General features: G+C 36.9%; 26 protein-coding genes. All 26 read right to left on the bottom strand.

The annotated features are described in order from the left end of the window. Positions 1 to 3 precede the first annotated feature (3 nt). On the bottom strand, positions 4 to 645 hold the full coding sequence (locus ACZLO7_RS17395) for a MotE family protein (protein ID WP_511261357.1): 642 nt from the start codon (positions 643 to 645) through the stop codon (positions 4 to 6). Next, positions 602 to 1,051, bottom strand: a complete 450-nt coding sequence (fliJ, locus tag ACZLO7_RS17400) for a flagellar export protein FliJ (RefSeq protein ID WP_464937365.1) — start codon at positions 1,049 to 1,051, stop codon at positions 602 to 604. The genes ACZLO7_RS17395 and fliJ overlap by 44 nt, the downstream gene beginning before the upstream one ends. Beyond that, on the bottom strand, positions 1,052 to 2,377 hold the full coding sequence (gene fliI / locus ACZLO7_RS17405; protein ID WP_464937520.1) for a flagellar protein export ATPase FliI: 1,326 nt from the start codon (positions 2,375 to 2,377) through the stop codon (positions 1,052 to 1,054). After that, positions 2,377 to 3,162 carry a flagellar assembly protein FliH gene (gene fliH, locus ACZLO7_RS17410; protein ID WP_464937364.1) on the bottom strand — a complete coding sequence of 262 codons (786 nt, stop codon included), beginning with the start codon at positions 3,160 to 3,162 and terminating at the stop codon, positions 2,377 to 2,379. Before fliH ends, fliI begins: the two co-directional genes overlap by 1 nt. After that, on the bottom strand, positions 3,149 to 4,162 hold the full coding sequence (gene fliG / locus ACZLO7_RS17415) for a flagellar motor switch protein FliG (RefSeq protein ID WP_038184093.1): 1,014 nt from the start codon (positions 4,160 to 4,162) through the stop codon (positions 3,149 to 3,151). The genes fliH and fliG overlap by 14 nt, the downstream gene beginning before the upstream one ends. A gap of 14 nt (positions 4,163 to 4,176) precedes the next feature. Then, entirely contained in the window at positions 4,177 to 5,778 is a 1,602-nt protein-coding gene (gene fliF, locus ACZLO7_RS17420; RefSeq protein WP_464937363.1) for a flagellar basal-body MS-ring/collar protein FliF, read from the bottom strand. Between the two features lie 62 nt (positions 5,779 to 5,840). Further along, positions 5,841 to 6,146: a flagellar hook-basal body complex protein FliE gene (fliE, locus tag ACZLO7_RS17425; protein WP_511261358.1), complete on the bottom strand. Its 306-nt coding sequence runs from the start codon at positions 6,144 to 6,146 to the stop codon at positions 5,841 to 5,843. Between the two features lie 24 nt (positions 6,147 to 6,170). Continuing rightward, on the bottom strand, positions 6,171 to 6,632 hold the full coding sequence (gene flgC / locus ACZLO7_RS17430; RefSeq protein WP_464937362.1) for a flagellar basal body rod protein FlgC: 462 nt from the start codon (positions 6,630 to 6,632) through the stop codon (positions 6,171 to 6,173). A gap of 2 nt (positions 6,633 to 6,634) precedes the next feature. Then, complete coding sequence (flgB, locus tag ACZLO7_RS17435; protein ID WP_427748962.1) at positions 6,635 to 7,027, bottom strand: flagellar basal body rod protein FlgB; 393 nt, start codon at positions 7,025 to 7,027, stop codon at positions 6,635 to 6,637. Positions 7,028 to 7,749: 722 nt separating this feature from the next. Continuing rightward, a complete protein-coding gene (gene codY / locus ACZLO7_RS17440) occupies positions 7,750 to 8,529 on the bottom strand; it encodes a GTP-sensing pleiotropic transcriptional regulator CodY (protein WP_464937361.1) in 780 nt (259 codons plus the stop codon). A gap of 88 nt (positions 8,530 to 8,617) precedes the next feature. Next, a complete protein-coding gene (hslU, locus tag ACZLO7_RS17445; RefSeq protein ID WP_464937360.1) occupies positions 8,618 to 10,012 on the bottom strand; it encodes an ATP-dependent protease ATPase subunit HslU in 1,395 nt (464 codons plus the stop codon). Positions 10,013 to 10,014: 2 nt separating this feature from the next. Next, on the bottom strand, positions 10,015 to 10,557 hold the full coding sequence (hslV, locus tag ACZLO7_RS17450) for an ATP-dependent protease subunit HslV (RefSeq protein ID WP_427748966.1): 543 nt from the start codon (positions 10,555 to 10,557) through the stop codon (positions 10,015 to 10,017). Positions 10,558 to 10,577: 20 nt separating this feature from the next. Further along, entirely contained in the window at positions 10,578 to 11,477 is a 900-nt protein-coding gene (gene xerC, locus ACZLO7_RS17455; RefSeq protein ID WP_464937359.1) for a tyrosine recombinase XerC, read from the bottom strand. 348 nt (positions 11,478 to 11,825) lie between these two features. Next, entirely contained in the window at positions 11,826 to 13,139 is a 1,314-nt protein-coding gene (gene trmFO, locus ACZLO7_RS17460) for an FADH(2)-oxidizing methylenetetrahydrofolate--tRNA-(uracil(54)-C(5))-methyltransferase TrmFO (RefSeq protein WP_464937358.1), read from the bottom strand. A gap of 28 nt (positions 13,140 to 13,167) precedes the next feature. Further along, positions 13,168 to 15,243: a type I DNA topoisomerase gene (gene topA, locus ACZLO7_RS17465; protein ID WP_464937357.1), complete on the bottom strand. Its 2,076-nt coding sequence runs from the start codon at positions 15,241 to 15,243 to the stop codon at positions 13,168 to 13,170. Between the two features lie 187 nt (positions 15,244 to 15,430). Further along, positions 15,431 to 16,321: a DNA-processing protein DprA gene (dprA, locus tag ACZLO7_RS17470; protein ID WP_464937518.1), complete on the bottom strand. Its 891-nt coding sequence runs from the start codon at positions 16,319 to 16,321 to the stop codon at positions 15,431 to 15,433. Positions 16,322 to 16,391: 70 nt separating this feature from the next. Then, the gene (gene sucD, locus ACZLO7_RS17475; RefSeq protein ID WP_464937356.1) at positions 16,392 to 17,294 is read right to left on the bottom strand and encodes a succinate--CoA ligase subunit alpha; all 903 of its coding nucleotides are present in this window, start codon (positions 17,292 to 17,294) and stop codon (positions 16,392 to 16,394) included. Positions 17,295 to 17,312: 18 nt separating this feature from the next. Further along, the gene (gene sucC, locus ACZLO7_RS17480) at positions 17,313 to 18,473 is read right to left on the bottom strand and encodes an ADP-forming succinate--CoA ligase subunit beta (protein ID WP_038184037.1); all 1,161 of its coding nucleotides are present in this window, start codon (positions 18,471 to 18,473) and stop codon (positions 17,313 to 17,315) included. A gap of 180 nt (positions 18,474 to 18,653) precedes the next feature. Beyond that, positions 18,654 to 18,944, bottom strand: coding sequence for an EscU/YscU/HrcU family type III secretion system export apparatus switch protein (locus ACZLO7_RS17485; RefSeq protein ID WP_427748978.1), 291 nt, complete (start codon positions 18,942 to 18,944; stop codon positions 18,654 to 18,656). Then, a complete protein-coding gene (locus tag ACZLO7_RS17490; RefSeq protein WP_464937355.1) occupies positions 18,941 to 21,058 on the bottom strand; it encodes a TP0910 N-terminal domain-containing protein in 2,118 nt (705 codons plus the stop codon). The genes ACZLO7_RS17485 and ACZLO7_RS17490 overlap by 4 nt, the downstream gene beginning before the upstream one ends. Positions 21,059 to 21,064: 6 nt before the next feature. Further along, on the bottom strand, positions 21,065 to 21,838 hold the full coding sequence (gene rnhB, locus ACZLO7_RS17495) for a ribonuclease HII (protein WP_464937354.1): 774 nt from the start codon (positions 21,836 to 21,838) through the stop codon (positions 21,065 to 21,067). A 98-nt stretch (positions 21,839 to 21,936) separates the two neighbouring features. Then, the gene (ylqF, locus tag ACZLO7_RS17500; RefSeq protein ID WP_464937353.1) at positions 21,937 to 22,797 is read right to left on the bottom strand and encodes a ribosome biogenesis GTPase YlqF; all 861 of its coding nucleotides are present in this window, start codon (positions 22,795 to 22,797) and stop codon (positions 21,937 to 21,939) included. An 18-nt stretch (positions 22,798 to 22,815) separates the two neighbouring features. Continuing rightward, entirely contained in the window at positions 22,816 to 23,379 is a 564-nt protein-coding gene (lepB, locus tag ACZLO7_RS17505) for a signal peptidase I (protein ID WP_464937352.1), read from the bottom strand. Between the two features lie 108 nt (positions 23,380 to 23,487). Then, entirely contained in the window at positions 23,488 to 23,832 is a 345-nt protein-coding gene (gene rplS / locus ACZLO7_RS17510) for a 50S ribosomal protein L19 (protein ID WP_038184017.1), read from the bottom strand. Between the two features lie 125 nt (positions 23,833 to 23,957). Then, positions 23,958 to 24,689 carry a tRNA (guanosine(37)-N1)-methyltransferase TrmD gene (gene trmD, locus ACZLO7_RS17515; RefSeq protein ID WP_464937517.1) on the bottom strand — a complete coding sequence of 244 codons (732 nt, stop codon included), beginning with the start codon at positions 24,687 to 24,689 and terminating at the stop codon, positions 23,958 to 23,960. Next, positions 24,689 to 25,204, bottom strand: coding sequence for a ribosome maturation factor RimM (gene rimM / locus ACZLO7_RS17520; protein ID WP_427748986.1), 516 nt, complete (start codon positions 25,202 to 25,204; stop codon positions 24,689 to 24,691). The genes trmD and rimM overlap by 1 nt, the downstream gene beginning before the upstream one ends. Positions 25,205 to 25,285 lie beyond the last annotated feature (81 nt).

Below are 25,285 nucleotides of genomic sequence, written 5' to 3' on the forward strand. Positions count from 1 at the left end.
ATTTTATTTTGCTAACAAGACTGTGTATCGGGCAGCATCCTTTGCTGGCATCTTCTCTAAAACTTTCGCCAATGTTTCAGGTTTTAAGCTAGCTAGAATTTTAATTGCTTCCGAATCACTCATATTGATGATGACTGGAGCAGCTGCTTTTGGTGTCATTTTTTCAAATGTCGAAACTACACTACTAAACTCTTTTTTTGTTTCTACCTTGCCCTTTTCTAGCTTATCAATTTCAGCTATTAGTCGATCTTGTTCAATAACAAGCTTAGATTTTTCGTTTTTAGAGTCTTCTATTTGGCCTTGTAATTGAGCAATTTGGGCTTCTTTTTCTTTAATTTGAGCTTTAAGGTCTACCATTTGTTTAGCATTTTCTTTTGTATCTTTTTCATTTACCGCTTTCTCGTTAGAACTTTGGGCTGTACCACTAGTCCATTCTTTCGCTTTTTCAAAAACATTTACGTTGTATAAATGCGCAATGATCAGGAGAACGGCAGTTGTAAATAATAATGGTATAATCACCCAATAAAATAACCTTTGAAGCGTACTAGGTGCTTTTATTTCCGGAACTTTTGTACGCTCCAAATTTTTTTTCGCCATGCCCTCACCTGATTTCTTTGTTGTAATATGCAACTGATGATAATTCATCTAGTCGAATTGCTTCAAGTCTCTCTTGTTCTTCTTTAAAAGTTTCAAAGTCTTTTTCTTTCATCTTTTCATACTTCCGAAATTCCAATGACTTTTCTAGCAGCTTCTGTTCATGCCACTCCATTTTAGAGCGAGCTTGAATAACCTTTTGTTGGGCATCCATAATTGTTTTTTCAAGGCTATCAATAAACCTTGAATAATGATGAATTTCATCGATACTAGAACCAGTAGACATTCGTTGTTGTTGAAAACCAATAAGATCTTCTTTTTTCTTTAGAAAATTATAAAGTTTGGTTGCTACTTCTTCAAAAAACCTGACAGATTCTTTATAAGCAATTTCTGTTTCATTTTTTTCTTGCTCTCTTACTGTCATTACTTTTTCAAAGCGATATGTATATGCGCTCATTTATAGCCCACCACCATTTGATAATCTGACTAATTCATTCACACTTTGTTGCATACTAACATTATCTAAATAGCCTTGTTTCAAAAACGCTGTAATTAGTGGCTCAAAATGGATAGCTTCGTCAATTTCTTTGGAAGTTCCTCGCTTATAGGCACCTATATTTATCAAGTCTTCTGATTTGTTATAAGTATAGTAAAGTTCTCGTAGCCGTTCTGCAGCTTGTACATGTTCTTTGGAAACGATATGATTCATCAAACGACTAACACTTTTCAAAACGTTAATAGCTGGATATTGTCCTTTATTTGCAAGTGTACGATCTAGCACGATATGTCCATCTAAAATACCTCGAACAGTATCTGCAATTGGTTCATTCATGTCATCTCCATCTACTAGAACCGTATAGAAAGCCGTTATAGAACCATGTTCATTTGTACCTGTTCGTTCTAATAACTTTGGCAAAATAGAGAATACAGATGGTGTATAACCTCTCGTTGCTGGTGGTTCACCCACTGCCAACCCAATTTCTCGTTGTGCCATAGCAACACGAGTGACAGAATCCATCATAAGCATGACATTTAGTCCTCTATTTCTGAAGTACTCTGCAATGGCTGTAGCTGTGAATGCCCCTTTAATACGCATCAGAGCAGGTTGATCAGATGTAGCTGCCACAACGATTGAGCGCTTCAAGCCTTCTGGGCCAAGATCTCGTTCGATGAATTCACGTACTTCACGACCACGTTCCCCAATAAGCGCGATAACATTTAAATCAGCTTCTGTATTTCTAGCAATCATTCCTAGGAGTGTACTTTTACCGACACCTGACCCGGCGAATATACCGACACGTTGGCCATTACCAACCGTTAACATGCCATCAATTGCTTTTACACCCACTTCAAGTGTTTCATTTATCGGTGGCCTAGTTAAAGGGTTTGGTGGATCTTCCTCTGTTTGTACAGTAGCAAGACCCTTTGGTAAGTTATGGCCATCAATTGGTATTCCCATTGAGTCCAATACTTTACCAATTAGTTCAGGTCCTACTTTTACTTCTAATGGAGATCCAGTTCCTTCAACTAAGCAACCTATTGAAATTTCTCTAATTGATGTAAATGGCATGAGAACAACGATTTCATCTTTAAAACCGACGACTTCTGCCAAAATCTCTGAATGTCCGTTTTTTGAAGATTGCACATGAATTTTACAAACATCGCCAATAGAGCTTTCAGGACCCTGAGACTCAATCATCAGACCAACTACACGCGTTATACGACCATACTTTTTAAATGTTTGTACTGATGGAATATGCTCAATTAAATTCGACGCTTTCATCATTTCTGATCCACGCTTTCTAATATTTCTATTAGTTTTAATCGTAATTCATTAAGCTGTTCATCTACACTCACGACAATTCTCCCATGATTCGTTTCGATATAGCCGTCATTATCATTTAATTCTTCATTCACGAAAATCATAAATGGTACATCCACTGGGAAAATGGAAGCTAATTCTTCGCGATGATTTGAGACAAGTTTGTGATAGGCAAGTGACACATACAACTTAATCTCTTTCATCTCCCTTGCTTCTTTTAAACCTCGGCGGACCACATTCAAATATAGTTCACTATTTTCTTCTAACGCTGTTCCTAAAATACGAGTAGCTGCATTCATTGCCAGTTCTAAAATGACTCTTTCTTGACTTTCTAAATATTGTTGAGCATTTTCTTTTGAACTGATAATAGTTTCATTAGCCGTATGAACTGCTTCTAACATATTGTCTTCAGCTTTTAGTCGCCCTTCTTCTAAGCCTTGTTGAAATCCTTCATCATATGCTTGTTGTTGAAGAACGAGCTTATCTTGTTCCCATTGCTCTTTCGCAAAATTAAGAGCCTTCTGTTGTTCTTCGCAATGAGCGATAAATTGTTGTTGTTGAATAGCCGCCTCAGATTGTGCTTCAGTGATAATACGTTCTCTTTCAGCAAAAACTTGTTCTAAGGAAAAATCTTCAACAACTTCTTCTTGGTTATCAGGCAATCTTAACTCGCGAATTTCAATCGTTCTAATTTTCTCTTTGGATGATAGAGTATCATCGAATCGAATGATTCTAGACAATGACATCATCTCCTCCACCGCGAGCGATAATGATTTCACCTGCATCCTCTAAGCGTCGTGTTACTGCAACGATTCTCATTTGTGCATCTTCAACATCTCTTAGACGAACTGGTCCCATCACTTCCATCTCTTCTCTAAATGTCTCAGCCATACGTTGGGACATATTTTTGAAAATGATTTCTTTTACTTCTTCGCTTGAAATCTTCATTGCAAGGAGTAAATCTTCGTTTTCACAATCGCGTATAACGCGTTGAATTGAGCGGTTATCCAGTGTAACGATATCTTCAAAGACAAACATACGTTTCTTGATTTCTTCTGCAAGTTCCGGATCCTGGATTTCGAGTGCATCCAGAATTGTTTTTTCAGTTTGTCTATCAACACCATTAAGGACTTCTACAACTGCATCAACGCCACCAGTTTCAGTGTAATCTTGCGTTACAGTTGATGACAATTTGCGTTCTAATACTGATTCAATTTCACTAATGACTTCTGGTGATGTTGAATCCATCATTGCAATACGCTTCGCTATATCTGCTTGTACCTCTTGAGGTAAAGATGAAAGTATAATACCCGCTTGCTGTGGTTCTAAATATGAAAGTATTAGCGCAATTGTTTGCGGATGTTCATTTTGAATAAAGTTGAAAATTTGAGCAGGATCTGTGCGTCTCGCAAAATCGAAAGGTCTTACTTGTAGAGAAGATGTTAATCGATTAATAATTGTTTGAGCCTGATCCGATCCAAGAGCTTTTTCTAATACTGTTTTCGCATAGCCAATACCACCTTGAGAAATGTAGTCTTGTGCGAGTGCAATATTATGGAACTCTTCGATAATTTCTTCTTTTATTTCTGGTTCAACTTTTTTAACTCCTGAAATTTCTAACGTTAAACGCTCTATTTCTTCTTCGCTTAAGTGTTTATATACCGCAGCGGACACTTCTGGTCCAAGTGATATTAACAGGAGTGCTGCTTTTTGTTTACCAGATAAACCTTTTTCTTTCCTTGACACAGCTTTTCCCCCCATTAATCTTCAGTTATCCATGTACGCAGTAATTTCGCGAAATCATCTGGCTTGTCTTTAGCCATCTTCTCAAGCTGTTTACGTCGTACGGTTGATTCTGTTTCTTTTTCTGTAGAGATATCTTCTATTTCAACTATCTCACCTTGGTCTTCAAGAATAATATCTTCTTCTATCTCTTTTTGTTTTCTAGAACGTAAGATAAAGAATGCTAGTAAAATAATTGCAACTACTAAAATACCGCCAATTACATATACCCACCATGGAATTTTACTTGTTTCAGTTGAAGCAATTTGTGCTTTACCATTCAATTGTTGAACGGTAACGTTTACTTTTTGATCGATTTGAGCATCTGTTAATTGTCCTGCTTCGTTTTTATCAATTGAAGTACGAACGATGGATGCAAGCATACTTTGAATATCTTGTTGTACATTTGTTGGTAAAGTCGTTGCGTCATCAGCAGTCGGTGGCTCTACCATTACTTGAATGCCTAAGTCCCGAATTCTGTAAGGACTTTCTACGATTTGACGTTTAATACGATTCACTTCGTTATTAATCGTTTCTTCTGTTTTTTCGAAATCTCCATCACCTGATGATCCAGATTGATAGTTTGTAAAATTATCAGTTGCATTTTCTGCTTCTGGTGTACCAGAAGCTGCTGCTCCAGTACCTGTAAATGTTTCACTAATACGCTGTGCACTAATTTGGATTCCAGCCATATTCTCTTTATCCACTGGTTCAACTAAATTTTCTTCACGTTGCTCTTGCGTAAAATCAATATCAGTTGTAACAACAACGGCAACTTTTTCTGCTCCCATTAAAGTACCTAACATTGTTTGTACTTGGCGTTGCAAATCACGTTCAATTTGCTTTTTAAGTGTCAATTGTTGGTTGACATCCGCTCCATTAGCTCCCGCTGCTGCAGTTTTAGTGGACTGTAAATCGTAATATTCAAAGTATTGATTTGTGATTACGATATTTTCTGGAGTTAAGTTAGGAACACTTTTAGATGCCAGATTATATAATGTTTGAATTTGTGCTTCAGTAAATTGATAACCTGGTTCTGTGTTCAAAACTATAGATGCACTTGCTGGCTGATGTGTATCACTTACGAATACACCTGACTCAGGCAAAGTAATCATTACTTTCGCGTCTTTTACGCCTTTAATGCCTTTAATCAAGTTAGCCAGTTCTGTTTGTGTAGAAGCTAACTTCAGAACGCTAAATTCATTATCAGTCATCCCAAACCCAGCGTTTTGAGAGAAAAATGAGTAATCTATTTTGCCAGATTGCGGAAAACCTTCTGATGCAAGTTGTACTAATAGTGAATCTACTTGATTTTCAGGAACTAAGATAGATGTTCCGCCTGGTGCAATCTTATATTTCGTCCCTTGAGCATCAAGGGTTTCTTTAATTTTTCCTACCTCAGCAGTCGATAAGTCTGAATAAAGTGGCGCATACGCCACTCGAGTTGCAAAGTATGTAATAACCGCTGCCAAAATAACGATTCCAAGAAGAGAACCTATTAAAGTACCTTTTTGTGCTTTTGTACGACTTCCCCAAAACCTTGTGGAGTCGGTTTTGATTTTTGTCAGTCTTTCATTCATTTTAAGCCTCCGGTTATAGTGAATGTTCTAATACGTGGTTAAATCCGCACTAACCGTTCGAATTAAACTGTCATTCGCATAATTTCTTGATACGCCTCTACTACTTTATTACGTACTTGTAATGCTGTATTCAATGTTATACTAGCTTTTTGAGAGCTAATCATAACGTCATGAAGCTCAACATTGTCGCCGTTTATCAACTTAGTTGTCATATTATCAGAAGCGACTTGGCTATCGTTTACAGATTGGATAGCATCTTTTAACATTGTTCCGAAACTCTCTTTTGATTCTGTAGGCATTGATTCAGCCACTCTTTGTGTCATAGTTGGTTGAACTGGTAGCGCTACAGATACTTGTGATACTGGCAATTAACCCATCCTCCTTCTTTGAAATTATTTACCTATTTCTAATGCTTTTGTTAACATCGATTTATTTGCATTAAAAACCGTTACGTTCGCTTCATATGATCGTGTAGCAGATATTAGGTTTACCATTTCTTTTAAAGGATCAACATTTGAAGTTTGTACGTAACCTTCGTCATTAGCATCTGGATGTGTTGGATCATAAATAAGTTTGAATGGTGTTTCAGTATCATTATTAATCCCTGTTACTTTGACGCCATTGCCAACTCCTTGTTTACTAGTTGAACCCATTGCTGTATTTAGATAATTAGAAAATTGTCCTTCTTTGGACGTTAGTGTTACTGTTTTACGACGATACGGAACCCACTCGCCATTTTCCATTGTTGCTCGTGTAACATCGACATTTGCCATATTAGACGAAATGACGTCCATTCTTAAACGCTGAGCTGTAAGCGCTGAGCCTGTGGTATTCATACTATGGAAGATAGACAAAATTAGTTACCCCCTTTAATGACAGTTTGTAATGTATTTAACTTACCGTTAATGCGGTCAATCAAGGCATTGTAGAAAATTGTGTTTTCAGCCAAACTTGCTTGTTCTTTATCCATATCTACTCCGTTACCATTTTCTCTGTAACGTAGATTAGAATAGCTATAAACACCAGGTGTCGAATTCTTCGTAGTAAAATCAAAATGTCTTTGATCTGTTCTGTTCGCTTGAATATATGTATTTTGTGCCTCAGTTAACATCTTTTTAAAACTAACGTCTTTAGCCTTATAGTTTGGTGTGTCATTATTCGCTATATTTTGAGCGATTGTTTTATTTTTCACCGCAGCATAAGAGAGGCCACTTTCCAAATTACTTATCGTTCCACTAAATAAATCCAAAAATTTCACCCCAATTCGATATAAACTACCAAATTTCTATTTTATTTTCACTATCTAATTGTATTAGAGTTGTAACCTAGTGTCTATCCGTATTAGAGTCTTTTTGATAGGTACAAAAACCCATTTTTATCACTTTACTCCCCTTTTCCTTCAAAACTTCTAAACCCCTTATCCTATAAGGGGAAAAGGTAATATTCACTATAAAAATAGTGTTAATAAGATTTATCGATAATGCTATCTAATACTTGTGCATCTATTGCGAATATAGGGATTTCTTAGTTATTCAATAATAATAGAAAGTTAATTTCTCCTAATATCACCATTTATATATATATTTATTTGATATATTTTATACAATTCCCAAATAATCTAATTTAATATTACTATAACAGACTTCACTTACATTAATAGTAATTCACTAAAATGTTCTATAAATAACTACCTTTTCATCACTTTTCATCCTTTTTCATCCTTTTTAACAGTGAAATGGTAACTATACATTTTATATCCACTCCATACAAAAGAATTATTTATTTTTCAGCATTTTTAGTCAATTTCTCAAATCCATCATTTGATTCCACATTATTTTTGCATTTTCGATTTCTTTCTAAAGATTTTTCAAATACATGCTCGTTTTTCATTAGGTACAAATATTGATTAATAGCAATAAAAAAACTATCCCAAAGTCTATGTTAGACATCGGGATAGTTAGTTCAAAATTATTAGCGCATTTTAATTTCTGCTAATGCGTTTAGGAATTTATCGTTTAATACTTTAATATAAGTACCTTTCATACCTAAAGAGCGTGATTCGATTACACCAGCTGATTCAAGTTTACGTAAAGCATTAACGATAACTGAACGTGTAATACCTACTCGGTCAGCAATTTTAGAAGCGACTAGTAACCCTTCGCTACCATCTAATTCTTCGAAGATATGCTCAATAGCTTCTAATTCACTGTATGACAATGAGTTGATAGCCATTTGTACGACAGCTTTACTACGGGCTTCCCCTTCGATTTCCTCAGCTTTTTCACGAAGAATCTCCATACCTACTACAGTCGCGCCGTATTCAGCAAGGATTAAATCATCATCCTCAAAAGTACCAGCTAGACGAGCTAAAATCAAAGTTCCTAGACGTTCGCCACCACCAATTATCGGCACAATTGTAGTTAGACCTGATTTGAAAAGCTCTTTGTTTTCAACAGGGAATGCACTATGTTCGTCATGTACATCAAGGTTTGGAGCAGTTTCAGAGAAGTCATATAAATTTTGAGTATATTCTTCAGGGAAACGGCGCTCTTCAAACATTTTGTTAAGACGATCGTTTTCAATTTGTTGATTAATTGAAATACCTAGTAATTTACCTTTACGGCTTACGATGTATACGTTACTTTCGATGACTGTTCCTAATGTGTCAGCCATTTCTTTAAAGTTAACTGGTTTCCCAGCAGATGCTTGAAGCATTGAGTTAATTTTTCGTGTTTTAGCTAATAAATTCATTTTTATTTAGCCTCCTGTAATATTTTCTGCGTAGTTTATTTAATTTTCATAACTTTTGAAATTTTCATACAATAACCTAGATTATAAACTATAAAATAAATTGAGACAAATCTTTGTTCTTCGCGATTTCCCCAAGTTTTTGATCTACGTATGATGGTGTAATATCGATGTGAGCTGGTGCGATATCTGCAGCTTCAAATGATAACTCTTCTAAAAGACGTTCCAAAATCGTATGCAGACGGCGTGCTCCGATATTATCTGTTTCTTGGTTTACAAATGTTGCAATTTCCGCAATGCGATCAATAGCTTCTTCTGTAAACTCAATTTCAACACCTTCAGTATTTAATAATGCCTTATACTGAAGAATTAATGAATGGTCTGGCTCTTTTAAGATACGAACAAAGTCTTCCTTCGTAAGCTTTTCTAATTCTACACGAATTGGGAAGCGTCCTTGTAGCTCAGGGATTAAATCTGATGGCTTAGACATATGGAATGCACCTGCAGCGATGAATAGCATATAATCTGTTTTTACAGGACCATACTTCGTATTAACAGTAGAACCTTCAACTATTGGTAAAATATCACGTTGAACTCCTTCTCTTGATACATTCGCAGAACCAGAATTACCATTCTTATTGGCAATTTTATCAATTTCATCGATAAAGATGATGCCTGTTTGCTCAGCACGCGTAATCGCTTCTTGAGAAACTTCATCAGAATCAATTAAATTATTAGCTTCTTCTATTATAAGTATTCGTCTAGCATCTTTTACTTGTAGTCGTCGTTTTTTCTTTTGCTTTGGCATTAAGCTTGATAACATATCACCCATGTTACTGCCACCCATATCCATGCCAGCTCCTGGAAAACCACCAAACATTGATGGTGCTTGCTCCGTCACTTCCACCGATATCCACTCATCTTCAAGCTTGCCTGCTTTTAAATCATCTGCAATTTGTGTACGTTTTAAACGTACTTCTGTATCATCTGTAGTTGTTTCTTCTTCTTTCTCGGAATTTTGTCCGAAAAACATTTCAAAAGGATTTGACGCTGATTGCTTTTTACGCATACTTGGTACAAGTAATTTTACAATTTGTTCATTAGCTAGTCGCTCTGCTTGATCCTTTACTTCTTCATGTTTTTCTTCTTTCACGAGTCGGTTAGCCACTTCTACTAAGTCACGTACCATCGATTCCACATCACGACCTACATAACCTACTTCAGTAAATTTTGTCGCTTCTATTTTTATGAATGGCGCTTTTACTAAACGTGCGATACGTCTAGCAATTTCCGTTTTACCAACACCAGTTGGTCCAATCATTAAGATGTTTTTTGGGATGACTTCATTTTTCATCTCTTCATCTAAGAGCTGACGTCGATGACGATTACGAAGCGCAACAGCTACTGCACGCTTAGCATCACGTTGTCCAACGATATAACGATCTAAATACTCGGTCATTTGTCTAGGCGTTTGTTGTTGTGTCATAGTTACAGTGCCTCCACGATAATATTATGGTTCGTAAATACACAAATATCAGCTGCAATTTCAAGCGATGCTTTCGCAATTTCCTCTGCTGTTAATGTATCACCAGAGTATTGCTTTAACGCTCTACCAGCTGATAACGCATAGTTACCTCCCGAGCCAATTGCTAAGATACCGTCATCAGGTTCAATGACCTCACCAGAACCAGAAACAAGTAGAAGTGTTTCACTATTCATTACAAGTAACATTGCTTCTAGCTTTTGCAACATTTTATCTCCGCGCCACTGCTTTGCTACTTCGACTGAAGCACGTTGAAGGTTCCCATCAAACTCCATAAGTTTCCCTTCAAACATTTCAAACAATGTAAACGCATCGGCAACAGATCCGGCAAACCCTGCTAACACTTTACCGTTGTAAAGACGACGTACTTTCTTAGCCGTATGTTTCATCACAACTGCATTACCAAGAGTCACCTGTCCGTCACCTGCCATCGCGCTCTGCCCTTTATGTTGTACTGCAAAAATTGTGGTTGCGTGCATTTCAACCATAATAACCCTCCTCCCAATTGTTACGCTCTTGGATGAGCATTCATATATGTGTTTCTTAGATGTTCTTTTGTCACATGCGTATAAACTTGCGTAGAAGATAAATTTGCGTGTCCGAGTAATTCTTGCACGGTACGTAAATCTGCTCCGTTGTTTAATAAATGCGTAGCAAAGGTGTGTCTTAACATATGAGGATAAATATTAGAATGTAACTCTGCATTTTTCATCATATCATTTAAAATATAACGAACACCTCTTGCGGTAAGGGCTCCACCTCGCATATTGACAAATAGTTGAGGGTTTTGAAGGCCTTTCATAAGTTTAGGACGTGAATTTGCTAGGTATTGTTGCAATGCTTCCGAAGCAAAATGCCCAAATGGTACATAACGTTCTTTTCTCCCTTTTCCCATCACACGTAAAATGCATATTGAAAAATCAACATCTTTCATTTCAATAGATGTCAATTCACTAACCCGTATACCTGTGGCATACAACAATTCAAGAATCGCTGTATCTCGTAAAGATTTCGGATCTTCCCCTTCGTTTGCCTGAAACAATCTGGCAAGCTCTTCTTCATAAAAAAAGCGCGGTAATCTATCTTCTTTTTTTGGATGATAAAGAGCTTGAAAGCCTGTATCATCCAATCCGTATTCTTTATTTAGAAAACGGAAAAAAGAACGGATTGAAGAAATTTTCCTTGAGATAGTTGTTCTCGCTTTTTTTTCTTCGTACAATTTTGTTACGTAAAGTCTGGCGTGTATATATTCAACAGCAGCTAAATCTTCTACGCTTTCTACTTTTAAGAAAGATAAAAATTCATGTAAATCAGATTGATATTCTCGCACTGTTAATGGTGAAAAATTTTTTTCTAATTGAATATAGATAACAAATTGCTCAAGTACTTGTTCAGATTGTATGTTCATTTGAATACCTCGTTAATGAAAAGTTCCAAATTTAACTATATAACTCTAAGCATTTTTAAAAAGCAAAAACGTTTACTAAACTAGAGCTAATGTTAATCCTAGTTGTTTAAGGCACATATGAGTATAACACACTCATGTGAATTGTTCGACACTTCAGTTCATAAGTCAACATAAAGTTTTTATCGAAAGGTTTATTCACGTCTTTTGAGTAACTTTGTTACACTTAAATGTATTATTCTTACTTATAAATTACCACTATTTGACTCTTCTTTTCAATTATGAGAAATCATTTTCATTTGTAAACAAAAAAGCCCTTAAAATTGTAACAATTTTAAGGGCTTAAAACAATTATATATTTGTTGAATTTTTGAAGTTTTGAATAGCAGCCAAAGCACGCTCTGCGTGTTTTTCACCGCGTTCTTGCTTCGATTTAATTTTCTCACCTAATTTAGGGAATAAACCGAAGTTCACATTCATAGGTTGGAAGTGTTTTGAATCTGCTTCTGTTATATAACGCGCCATACTTCCTAATGCCGTTTCTGCAGGGAAGATTAATAAGTCTTGTTCCATTGCAAGATGTGCAGCATTAATACCAGCAATTAAACCACTTCCCGCTGACTCAACATAGCCCTCTACACCCGTCATTTGACCAGCAAAGAAAATGTTTGGTCGACTTTTCAGTTGATAAGTCGGTGCTAATGCTTTAGGTGAGTTAATAAAAGTGTTTCGATGCATAACACCATAACGAACTATTTCTACATTTTCCAAACCAGGGATCATACTAAATACTTCTTTTTGCGCCCCCCATTTTAAATGTGTTTGGAACCCTACTAAGTTATAAAGTGTACCAGCAGCATCATCTTGACGAAGTTGTACAACTGCATGTGGGCGTTTACCGGTTCTAGGATCTTCTAAGCCTACTGGTTTCATAGGACCAAATAGCATAGTTTTAGGACCACGTGCTGCCATTACTTCAATTGGCATACAGCCCTCAAAATACTTTTCTTTTTCAAACTCTTTTAATGGTGCAACTTCAGCGGTAATCAATGCTTCTTGGAAACGATTGAATTCTTCTTCTGTCATTGGGCAGTTTAAGTATGCCGCTTCACCTTTATCATAACGAGATTTCAAGTATACTTTATCCATATCAATGCTGTCTTTTTCTATTATTGGTGCAGCTGCATCATAGAAATAAAGATATTCTTCTCCTGTTAAAGCTTGAATTTGTTCTGCTAATGCTTTTGAAGTTAATGGACCTGTAGCAATAACTGTTATACCTTCTTCAGAAATTTCCGTTACTTCTTCATTAATTACTTCAATCAATGGATGGTTTTTCACTTTTTCTGTTACATAGCCAGCGAATTCGTGGCGATCAACAGCTAGCGCTCCACCTGCTGGAACTGAACTGCGATCCGCGGCTTCGATAATAACAGAATCCAACATGCGCATCTCTTCTTTAATAACGCCAACTGCATTTGTTAAATTATTGGCACGTAGAGAGTTACTACATACTAATTCTGCAAATTTATCTGTGTGGTGAGCAGGCGTTTGTTTTACCGGACGCATTTCATATAAGCGAACTTGAATTCCTCTTTTTGCAATTTGCCAAGCTGCTTCACTACCTGCTAAACCTGCACCGATTACATTTACGATTGTTGTCATGCTAATATATACCTCTTTCTTATACGCTTCATTGTGATGCTGTTTCTTTATAATCACATTTCGTACATTGGATTTGTACGCCTTTTTTCAGTTTCTTCTCGACTAATAATTCACTACATTTTGGACAAGGTCTGTTAATTGGTTTATCCCATGATACGAAATCACAGTCAGGATAACGATTACAACCGTAGAAAATGCGTTTTGTTTTACTTTTTCGTTCTACGATTTCGCCTTCTTTACATGTTGGACATGTAACGCCTATTGCTTTAACAATAGCTTTTGTATTACGGCAATCAGGGAAGTTACTACATGCCATGAATTTACCGTAGCGACCAAGTTTGAAAACCATTGGTGAGCTACAATGTTCACAGTCTTCACCGGCAGGTTCGTCCTTTATTTCAACTTTTTCCATCGCTACTTCAGCATGCTGTACATGTTTTTCAAAATCTTGATAAAATTCATCTATTATATTTACCCATTTTGTATTTCCTTCTTCGATACTATCTAAATCGTGCTCCATTTTCGCAGTGAATTCGATATTAATAATATCAGGGAAAAATTCTAATACTAGTGAATGTACAATTTCCCCTAATTCAGTTGGTACAAATCGTTTTGCGTCTAACGTGACATACCCACGCTTTTGAATTGTATCTAAAGTTGGAGCATAAGTTGACGGTCGACCGATCCCTATCTCTTCCATTGTCTTCACTAGACGTGCCTCCGAGAAACGCGGCGGTGGCTGTGTGAAATGTTGTTTCGGTTCAATATTCAAGGATTTTACAATATCGCCTTTTTCCATCGGTGGCAATAGTCTATCCTTTTCTTCTTTTTGGTCATCTGATCCTTCAATATAAAGTTTCATGAAACCAGGGAATTTCACTTGAGAGCCTGTTGCTCTAAAGAATACATCACCATTTTGTAAGTCTGCTGTAACTGTATCCAATACAGCAGATGCCATTTGACTCGCTATGAAGCGTTCCCAGATTAGACGATATAATCGAAGTTGATCTCTTGATAAAACAGCCTTTAACTGATCAGGCGTACGCATTGTGCTTGTTGGACGAATTGCTTCATGTGCGTCTTGTGCTTTTTCAGATTTTTTTGCTTGTTGATCAAGAGGCGTTGTATATTCGTTACCATACGTTGATTGAACATATTCAAATGCTTCTTTTTTCGCCGTTTCAGATATACGTGTAGAATCTGTACGCATATACGTAATTAAACCCACAGTACCTTCTTTACCGACATCTATACCTTCGTATAATTGTTGTGCAAGCATCATAGTCTTTTTCGCACGGAAGTTTAATTTACGCGCTGCTTCTTGTTGTAGAGATGACGTTGTAAAAGAGGGAGCTGCATTACGCTTACGTTCGCGTTTCACTACTTTTGCGACTTCGAAATCTTCACCCTTCATTAACTTCAAGACATCTTTTACTTGCGCTTCATTGGACAATTTAATTTTCTCTTTACTATTTCCATAGTAAATAGCATCGAATTGCTTTTTACTTTTTTCAAAATTGCCTTCAATAGTCCAATATTCTTCAGGCTGGAAGTTTTTAATTTCGTTTTCACGGTCGATAATCATACGTAGTGCTACTGATTGTACACGACCAGCAGATAAACCCTTCTTGACTTTCTTCCATAGAAGAGGGCTAATGTTATACCCTACAAGACGGTCTAATATACGACGTGCTTGTTGAGCATCAACTAAATCCATATCAATTGGACGTGGATGCTTGAATGATTCTTTTATAGCATCTTTCGTGATTTCGTTAAATAATACACGACAGTCCGATTTTATATCAATGTTAAGCGCTGTTGCTAAATGCCAAGCAATAGCTTCTCCTTCACGATCTGGATCGGCCGCGAGATAGATTTTCTTAGCTTTTTTAGCCGCGGATTTTAAATCTTGTAAAACAGGACCTTTACCACGAATGGTAATGTATCTTGGTTCAAAATTATTTTCCGTATCAATTCCCATTGTACTTCTAGGTAAATCACGAACGTGACCAATTGACGCTTTCACTTTATATTTTTTTCCTAAATATCGCTCGATAGTTTTTGCTTTTGCGGGCGATTCTACTATTACTAAATAATCCGACATGTGAGTTCCCCCTTATAGAGGTGAAGTTTCATTTTCTTTAGTTTCACTTGTTAAAATTGAATAGGTGCATGTAAATATTGTTAAATCCTTACCATTCAACTATAACTTTTTTTCTAAGCGTTTACAAAAGAATACCTGTTGCAAAATGTATAACAGAAAAGAAATTTTTGCAAGTTATATTTCATCTTCAAATAAAATATCTTTCTAATTCTGCAATTATTTGATAACCATTCCAGACTGGTGTAGCACCCTCTGCAAGCAATTTATGAGGTCCTAGCGAAAGTTTTGATGTAATATCTCCAGGAACTATGAAAATTTCTTTCCCATGCTCTAAGGCGTGGTCCATAGTGCTGGATGTACCGCTTTTTTCAGCGGCTTCTGTGACTAGTATTGCCTTTGACATACCGCTAATAATACGATTTCGCATTGGAAAATACCATCGTTTCGGCTCGATATATGGCGGATATTCTGTAATTAACAAATGATCTTTGCCAATTATTTCGGCTAATTTTGCATTTTCTTTCGGATATAGGTGAAATAATCCATGTCCAAGTACTGCGATTGTTTTTCCTCCGTTTGCAATTGCACTTTCATGGGCCATTCGATCGGCTCCCTTTGCAAGGCCACTGACGATGATATAATCATGTTCCACTAATGCTGGCATAATATATTGTAAGGCATTTTCTGTATAGACCGTCGCCTTTCTAGAGCCAACTATAGCTATCTTTCTTTTATTAGCTAATAAATCTACTTTTCCTTTTACATAGAGGCACGTAGGAGAATCATATAATTCAAATAACGTTTTAGGGAATAAGGGATGAAAGAACGGGATAGGGGTTATCGACTTTTGCTCATATGCTTGGAGTAAGGGGGTTTCCATTGCTTCTATATAAGCGGTTTTTAAACTATTAGCTTTTTCATAGGAGAGTTTTAATAATTTCGCAATTTGTTGTGTGGACATTTGTTTAATATCTACAAGTTCTATATCCTCTTTGAATAAGGGTACTAACCTGTTAAGAGGTACAGGAAATACATAATGCAACGCTAAGAGTCTCTGAGTCAATAGTGCTTCATTCATCATTGCCCTCCATTCATAACTACTTAAAAAGTGTAGCACTGTCTAATAAGACTTTGCTACACCTTCAATATTAATGAGTTTTACATTTTTCGTACAAGCCTTGTTCTTTTATAACTTTAATAAATGTTTCACCGATAACAGATGGTGTTTCTGCTACTTGAATTCCAGCTGCATTCATTGCTTTAATTTTATCAGCAGCTGTACCTTTACCACCTGAAATAATAGCACCAGCATGGCCCATACGTTTTCCAGGAGGTGCAGTTTGTCCACCAATGAAGCCTACAACTGGTTTTGTCATATTTGCTTTGATCCACTCAGCTGCTTCTTCTTCTGCCGTACCGCCAATCTCACCAATCATAACGACACCATAAGTTTCAGGGTCTTCGTTGAATTCTTTTAAAACATCAATGAAGTTTGTACCATTAACTGGGTCGCCACCAATCCCAACAGCCGTTGTTTGACCGATACCTTCTTGAGAAAGTTGATGAACTGCTTCATATGTTAAAGTACCAGAGCGTGACACCACTCCTACATGGCCTTTTTTATGGATATAACCTGGCATGATACCAATTTTACATTCATCTGCAGTAATAACACCTGGACAGTTCGGACCAATAAGACGTGTTTTCTTACCTTCCATATAACGTTTCACTTTAATCATATCTAATACTGGGATATGCTCAGTAATACAAATAACTAAATCTAAATTAGCATCTACAGCTTCTAAAATTGCGTCTGCTGCAAATGGTGCTGGTACGTAGATGACAGAAACATTACAGCCTGTTGCTTCAACAGCGTCAACCACCGTGTTAAAAACCGGTACGCCTTCTACAGTTGTACCACCTTTACCAGGCGTAACTCCTGCTACAACTTTCGTACCATATTCTAGCATTTGCTTTGTATGGAATACAGCCGTTGACCCTGTAATCCCTTGTACAAGCACTTTAGTTTCTTTATTAATATAAACGCTCATTTCAAGTCCCCGCCCTTCTTAGCCTACAAGTTCTACAATTTTTCTTGCACCATCAGCCATTGAATCTGCTGTAACGATATTAATACCCGATTCATTTAACAATGCTTTACCAAGTTCAACATTCGTACCTTCCAAGCGAACAACTAATGGTACATTTAAGCCAACCTCTTTGGCCGCTGTAATAACACCTTCTGCGATAATATCACATTTCATGATACCCCCGAAAATGTTAACGAATATACCTTTTACACTTGCATCAGAAAGAATGATTTTGAAGGCTTCTGTTACTTTTTCAGCAGTTGCACCGCCCCCAACGTCCAGGAAGTTTGCGGGTGATCCGCCATAATAACTAATGGTGTCCATTGTAGCCATAGCAAGTCCGGCACCATTGACCATACAACCAATGCTACCGTCTAATGAAATATAGCTTAAATCATATTTTGAAGCTTCAATTTCCTTTGGATCTTCTTCTTCGAAATCTCGTAATTCAACAACATCTTTATGACGATATAAAGCGTTTCCATCGAAGTTGAATTTTGCATCTAACGCCACTACGTTACCATCACCAGTCACAACAAGTGGGTTGATTTCTAAGATAGAAGCATCTTTTTCAGTAAATGCTTTATAAATCCCAAGCATAAGTGATGCAGCTTTATTTATTAATTTGTCTGGAATATTCATATTAAACGCAAGACGACGTGCTTGGAAACCTGTTAGTCCGATAGCTGGATCAACTACTTCTTTGAAAATTTTCTCAGGGGTTGCTTCAGCAACCTCTTCAATGTCCATTCCGCCCTCTTCAGATCCCATCAAAGTAATTCTAGAAGTTGCACGATCAACTACAAAGCCTAAGTAATACTCTTTTTTTATATCAGAGCCTTCTTCTATGTAGAGGCGCTTTACTTCTTTACCTTCTGGACCAGTTTGGTGAGTGACCAGGATTTTACCTAATAATTCTTTCGAATACGAACGTACCTCGTCCAAATTTTTGGCAATTTTAACGCCACCTGCTTTACCTCTTCCACCTGCATGGATCTGTGCTTTAACAACTACTACACTTGTACTTAATTCTTTCGCTACTTTTACAGCTTCCTCTGGTGAAAACGCTACTCGGCCATTTGGAACTGACACCCCGTACTGTCTTAGAATTTCCTTTCCTTGGTACTCATGGATATTCATCTAACTTCCTCCCATCAAAATCCCATAGAGTTTTACTATTACATAACCATTGTATATAATCTGAGCCTCTATGTCTACATTCTTGTTATTTCGACTTTCCTCTTTAATTATCCGCAAATATGCTCGAAATATACATATACCAATGTTTTCGCTACGACTAATATCGACTTTTTTCGACTATTATTTAGAATTTTCATAATTTTTATCTAAATGATAAATAAATGCAAATACCTCCGCAACCGCCTGATAAAGTTCCTCAGGAATCGACTCATTTAAATCTAGCTGTCCCAATAATTGGACAAGGGTTGGATCTTCTTGAATAGGAATATCATTATCTTTTGCCTGTTCTAAAATATTTTCTGCTATTTTCCCTTTACCCTTCGCAATCACTTTTGGGGCTTCAAACCCATTTGGATTAAAGGAGAGAGCAACAGCTTCTTTGCGTTCATGCGACTGTTTTTCTTCAATCATATGCGGATATCAACTCCCCCGTTGTCATCCTTTGAGGTTTTTGCAGTTAGCGTTGATTTCACCTGTTGATTGTCTGCAAATTTTTTCATAAAGACACCAGATAATTGATAATCATGAGATAATAATCCTTTTTTTAACGCAATTTTAAGCGGCTCTGCTAATTCTTTTAACTGATTTTTCTCGTTATAAATCGTTACTGTGACGACGCGACTCTGGACCTGCATATCAACTACCGTTTCTTGTAGAGAATTCAATTGTAAATAGAATAAAACCCTCGCATAATCTGCGTCAATTTTACCATCGTCCTTCATACGACCATTCCACTGTAACGTGGCATCTGTTTTACGCCCAAAAAACTCCAATGGAATTTGCATGATTATTTGATGTTGTGGTCCATTTTCTCCAGATAAGTATTGCATTCCATTCATACGTGCAACAATTTGCTCAGCCACAGCTTTTGTAGTATTTGAAGCTGATGGATCTTGTAGTAATGATAATAATTGCGGTTTCAATTGCCCTGCAAGCTGCTGCATATCCGCTGTTTTATCAAGTAATTTTGCTTCATAGCTTAATCCTAGATGTTGCAAAGTTTGTTTCATAGCTGATTCTAACGCTTTACTATCTATTGCATTATGAACATTCTGCTCAGCATGTGACACTAATTGCTGTACGAAAGGTTCTGCTGATTTACTTGCGATTTGTGTTAATTCTCTAAGTTTCATATCATCAGTCGTTGCATTATCCACATTCATTAATGTCATTAAATGTTGTTTGGCTGTTATATTTTGTTCATCGGTTTTGAAGGGCTGTTGCTCAGCTATTTGGCTAAATACTTTCATAAGCTGCCCATGTATTTCCTTAACCAAGGCTGGCATAGATTGCTGTGTACTATTTGCAAGGGTATTAATAAGTGCTTCTTTCTGTGGTGCTGATAATAAACTTTGTGATTCAATTGATCCTTTTAGCTGTTCAATGAATTTCGGCATGTCCTTTTGACTGCCAAACTGACTATTTTGCAGTAATTGCGTCGTAGAAGGTTCTGTATTGTGTGTTTGATTCACTCTCCCTACTTGCCCTTGTAAATCCTTCGCAAGCGTTTGTAACGTCTGCTGTGAAGATTGTCCAACATTCAATTTCGTCAAATTCTGTTGTAGTTCTGCTTTTTGTGTATCTGTCAAACTAGCAGTTTTCGTAATAGCAGTTTGTAATTGCTGAATAAGTACCGTTGCTTCTTTTGGTGTTGCCATTTGTAGTTGTTGTAGTAATTGTCCTAGTGAGTTGAAATTCGATACAGATGGGCCCTGCACAGCATTGGTCGACCAGTTAAAAATGTTGGCGTTTTTCGGTAAAATACCTACTTCTTTTAGCATTTGGATTAAAATATTCTTATCAGTCGGTGATGCATTTGCGTCTGTTAGAGATTGAATAATTTTCGCTAAAATTGCACCACCTGTTTCAGTTTCAAATGGTTTAGCTAGCAATTGTAGTTGTTGTAGCAATTGATCACGAACAGCTGGCAATAAAGATGTATCCTGTTGTAATAGTTGCCGTAAAGCATCTAACGTTTGAGTGAAACCTTCTTTCATCCCGCCTTGTATTAGCGCTTGGAATGTGTCTTGTTGTATAGGCATTTTCAAGTCAATTATTTTTTGCAAGGTTTGTAAGGCATCTTTCATCGTAATACCCGCCGGTAATTGTTTTACTAGCTGTTCTGCTTGCGTTAACTGTTTTTTAGACATCGGTATGTTTTCTTTTAAGAAATAGGCAGCAATTTGTTGCATTTCGGATGTTTTCGGAAGTTGCATAGAATCTAATAATTGATTAATTTGTTGTGTTAATGTACCTGTTTGACTGATTGGGCCCGATACGACTTTCAGTTGTAAGTCCGGCTCTATGCCCGTGACTTGAAAATAATGTGCATTGCCAGCTTGCATTGGCACCTCTAACTTTGCCATAAAACGATGCCCACCTAACTGTACCTCTGCTTGGTTGTCAGGGAAAAGCTGTTTAATCGTGCCGTGAAATACTTGACCTTGTTTTAAGGCCACTGGCTGTTGTGTATTTATACTTTGATTTTGTTGCATTTGTATAGACGAAAACGAAGTATAAGCCAATACTCTTCACCCTTTCTCAAGAATCATTGATTTGATTGGTTCAAATGTTGTTCTATGAATGTCTGTAGGTCCAAATTCACGTAAAGCTTCTAGATGTTGTTTTGTACCGTAACCTGCATGTTGCGCAAAACCGTATTGCGGGTATTTAGCATCCATTTCTTCCATGTAGTGATCACGTGCAGTTTTCGCCAATATGGAAGCAGCTGCAATAGCTAAGCTCTTAACATCACCTTTAATGATGGAATCTTGAGGAATATCAATTGGTAAAGTCATTGCATCTGCTAAAACAAAATCAGGTTTCACTTGTAGCGTTTCTATAGAGGCCTTCATGGACTGTTTTGTCGCTTCGTAAATATTGAGGTTATCAATTACTTCTGCAGACTGAAAATGAATAGAAGTCGTGATAGCACATTCCATAATTTTCTCAATAAATGACTCTCTTGTTTCTTTCGATAACTGTTTGGAATCATTTAATCCAACAAGCTCTGGGCAATCATTAGGTAAAATAACTGCTGCGGTAACAACAGGACCCGCTAACGGCCCCCTACCTGCTTCATCTGTACCTGCAATATAGGCAGATGGATGAGTGCGATAAGAGTTATCAAATTGCAGTTTCTCTTGATGCTCGGCTAATAATTTGTCTAGCTTCGCTTTTTTTCGAAGCCATTGTTGCCATACTTTTTGTACGCCCAAGCGTTCATCCGCTTCTATCTCCGCCATCCAAGATTGGTATTGCTGTTCATTATTTAATGCTTCTTTAATGTCCTTTATTGTTTTCAAAACTAGAACTCCCTTTTGTATCTATTTATACTATCGGCACTATTTCTTAAAAATCTAGAAAAAAACCTTTTTCACCATACGGTAAAAAAGGTTCTTTTTTATTCTTCGATTATGTCTTCTACAAAGTCGAATGTCAGCTTACCTAATTGCTGATTACGAATATCTCGTACAATTAGTTCAGCCACTTGGTCGTAGTCAATTTCACCGCCTGTTGTATATACTCTACGTAATTGACCGATATGATTATATGTCTCTTCAAGATCTTCACTGACTTCTGAAAATTTATAACGCTCTTCCATACGACCTTTATATTGCTTGCTCAAGAAGTTTAACCCGTATACAGCTAGGTCGTCCATATTTGTAATGGTATCTTTGATAGCACCAGTTAAGGCAAGCTTATAGCCTACTTCTTGATCTTCGAATTTCGGCCATAGAATTCCCGGTGTATCTAACAGTTCAAGCTCTTTACCAAATTTAATCCACTGTTGCGATTTTGTTACACCCGGTGTATTACCTGTTTTAGCAATATTCTTTTTGGCAAGTCGATTAATCAACGTCGATTTCCCAACGTTCGGTATACCCACAATCATCGCACGAATTGCACGTGGTTTCATACCTTTTGAGCGCATACGATCCCATTTCTCAGCTAATAACTCTTGTGCAGCTTTTGTTACTTTGTTAAGTCCCTTACCATCTAATGAATTAATAGCTACAGCACGGTGCCCTTTTGATTCAAAATAATCTATCCATTTACGTGTTTGAACTTCATCAGCCATATCGGCCTTGTTCAAAATAAGTAAACGTGTTTTTTGATGAATTACTTCATCTAGCATTGGATTTCTTGAAGATAATGGCAAGCGCGCATCAATCAATTCAAAAATAATATCAACCAATTTCAGTTTTTCAGTTACTTCACGACGAGCCTTCGCCATATGTCCCGGAAACCATTGAATGGTCATTTGTTTCACTCCTATTCGTTATTTCACGGTACCAATTTGATCAAAAGGCCAAAAAACAATACTTGTTTTACCGATAATTTCATCTTCTGATACAACCCCAATGATACGACTATCTTTACTATAACGACGATTATCTCCCATTACAAAAACATAACCATCTGGAATTTTATCCAGTTGTTCGATATCCGCAAGTGTAAAGTCTTCAGTTAATGTACCTTCATCTGTAAGTTCATCTTTATATTGTTGTAAGTAAGGCTCAGCAATTGCCTTGCCATTGATATAAAGCTGATCATTTTTATATTCTAGCTGATCTCCTGGTAAACCAATAATACGTTTAATATAATCTTTCTTTTCCGGTGCGTGGAATACAACTATATCAAAACGGTGCAAGTCACCGATTTTATAGCCAATCTTATTTACAATCATGCGGTCGCCATTTTCAAGGGTTGGCATCATAGAGTCGCCATCTACTACAATCGGGGTGAATAAAAAATAACGAATAATTGCAGCTAATGCAAAAGCAATGACTAATGCCTTTGTCCATTCCCATAACTCATTTTTCTCTTTTTTTGTTTTTTCCATTTCGATGTCCCCCTTGACTATTCTGTTCTTATTGTACAAGGATTTATCATTTCAAGCAAAAAGAAAGAGAGCTTGTAAAACAAGCTCTCTTTTCGGCAAAAAAATGTATTATCGAATTTCTTTAATACGAGCCGCTTTACCGCGTAAGTTACGTAGGTAGTATAGTTTAGCGCGACGTACTTTACCGCGACGTACTACTTGTAAGTTAGCGATTTTTGGAGTGTTAACTGGGAACGTACGCTCAACACCTACGCCGTAAGAAATTTTACGAACCGTGAAAGTTTCGCTAATACCGCCACCACGACGTTTAATAACTACTCCTTCGTATACTTGGATACGTTCGCGAGTTCCTTCGACTACTTTAACGTCGATTTTTACAGTATCTCCAGCGCGGAACGCAGGAATGTCTGTGCGAAGTTGTTCTTTAGTGATTTCTGTAATGATGTTTGACATTATTTTCTCTCCTTAGACAGATGTTCTTGTAACTCTTCTTGATGATACAGCGGAACACCGTAATTCGGCATTTCTCATAGAAATGCATTTTAAATGTTATCATAAATTGCGTTTCCGTGCAATAATTATTTACCTGATTTTAATATATTCAAGTATTTTTGTTGCTTTGGATTTAACTCCATTTTATCAAGCAGATCAGGACGTCTCTCAAACGTTCTTTTAATAGATTGTTGCTCACGCCATTCATCAATTTTCGCATGGTTACCAGAAAGTAAAACATCCGGCACTTTCATACCACGGAATTCAGCAGGACGAGTATAATGTGGGTGCTCTAGTAAACCGGTTGAAAAAGAATCCAATACTGGTGAATCGTTATTTCCTAAAACCCCAGGCAATAGACGAACGACACTATCAATCACTGTCATTGCCCCCAGCTCACCGCCAGTTAAGACATAATCCCCAATAGAAATTTCATCCGTTACAAGATGCTGTCGAATTCGCTCATCATAACCTTCATAATGACCACAAAGGAAGATCAAGTCTTCCTCTTGCGCTAATTCCTCTGCTTTAGCTTGTGTATAGCGTTCTCCTTGTGGACACATCAAAATGATGCGCGGCTTTTTACCTTCGCTTACAAGCGCTTCTACAGCGTTAAAAAGGGGTTCTGGCTTTAATACCATACCAGCTCCACCGCCGTACGGATAATCGTCCACTTGGTTGTGCTTGTTAATCGAAAATTCGCGGAAATCGGTTACTCCTAACGTAACAGCTCCTTTTTCTTGAGCCTTTTTTAAAATAGAAGAACCAAATACACCTTCAAACATATCGGGGAATAGCGATAGTACTTTGATATTCATCATGATAACAAACCATCCATGACATGTATGATGATTTTCTTCTCATCAACATCGATTTCTTTAATGACGTCGTCTATTACCGGAATATACTGATCCTTACCATTGACACCTTTTAGTGTCCAAACATCATTAGCCCCAGTTTCGAAAATTTCTTTTACTTGTCCAATTTCTGTACCCTCTTCATCAAAAACAGTACAGCCAATGATTTCATGGTAATAGTATTCATCATCTTCTAATTCACTTAGTTGCTTTTCAGATACTTTTAAAATACCGTCACGGAAGTCTTCTACATCATTAATATTTGGATATCCTTCAAACGATAGTAGAATGAAATTTTTATGAGCACGTGCTGACGCGATTGTTAGTCTTAATGGTTTTTTAGAATCTTTTTTAAAAAGTGCAATTTGTTCTCCTACTACGTAGCGTTCTTCTGGGAAGTCCGTTTGTGAGATAACACGCACCTCACCTCTTATACCATGTGTATTAACGATTTTACCTACGTTATACCATTCCATCTAAATCACCTCTTTTTAAATATGTGAACATCCTTAATACATTATTATAGGATGAATTTGATTTTAATCGTAACAAAAAAG

The sequence above is a fragment of the Viridibacillus sp. d25.2 genome, assembly GCF_055456015.2.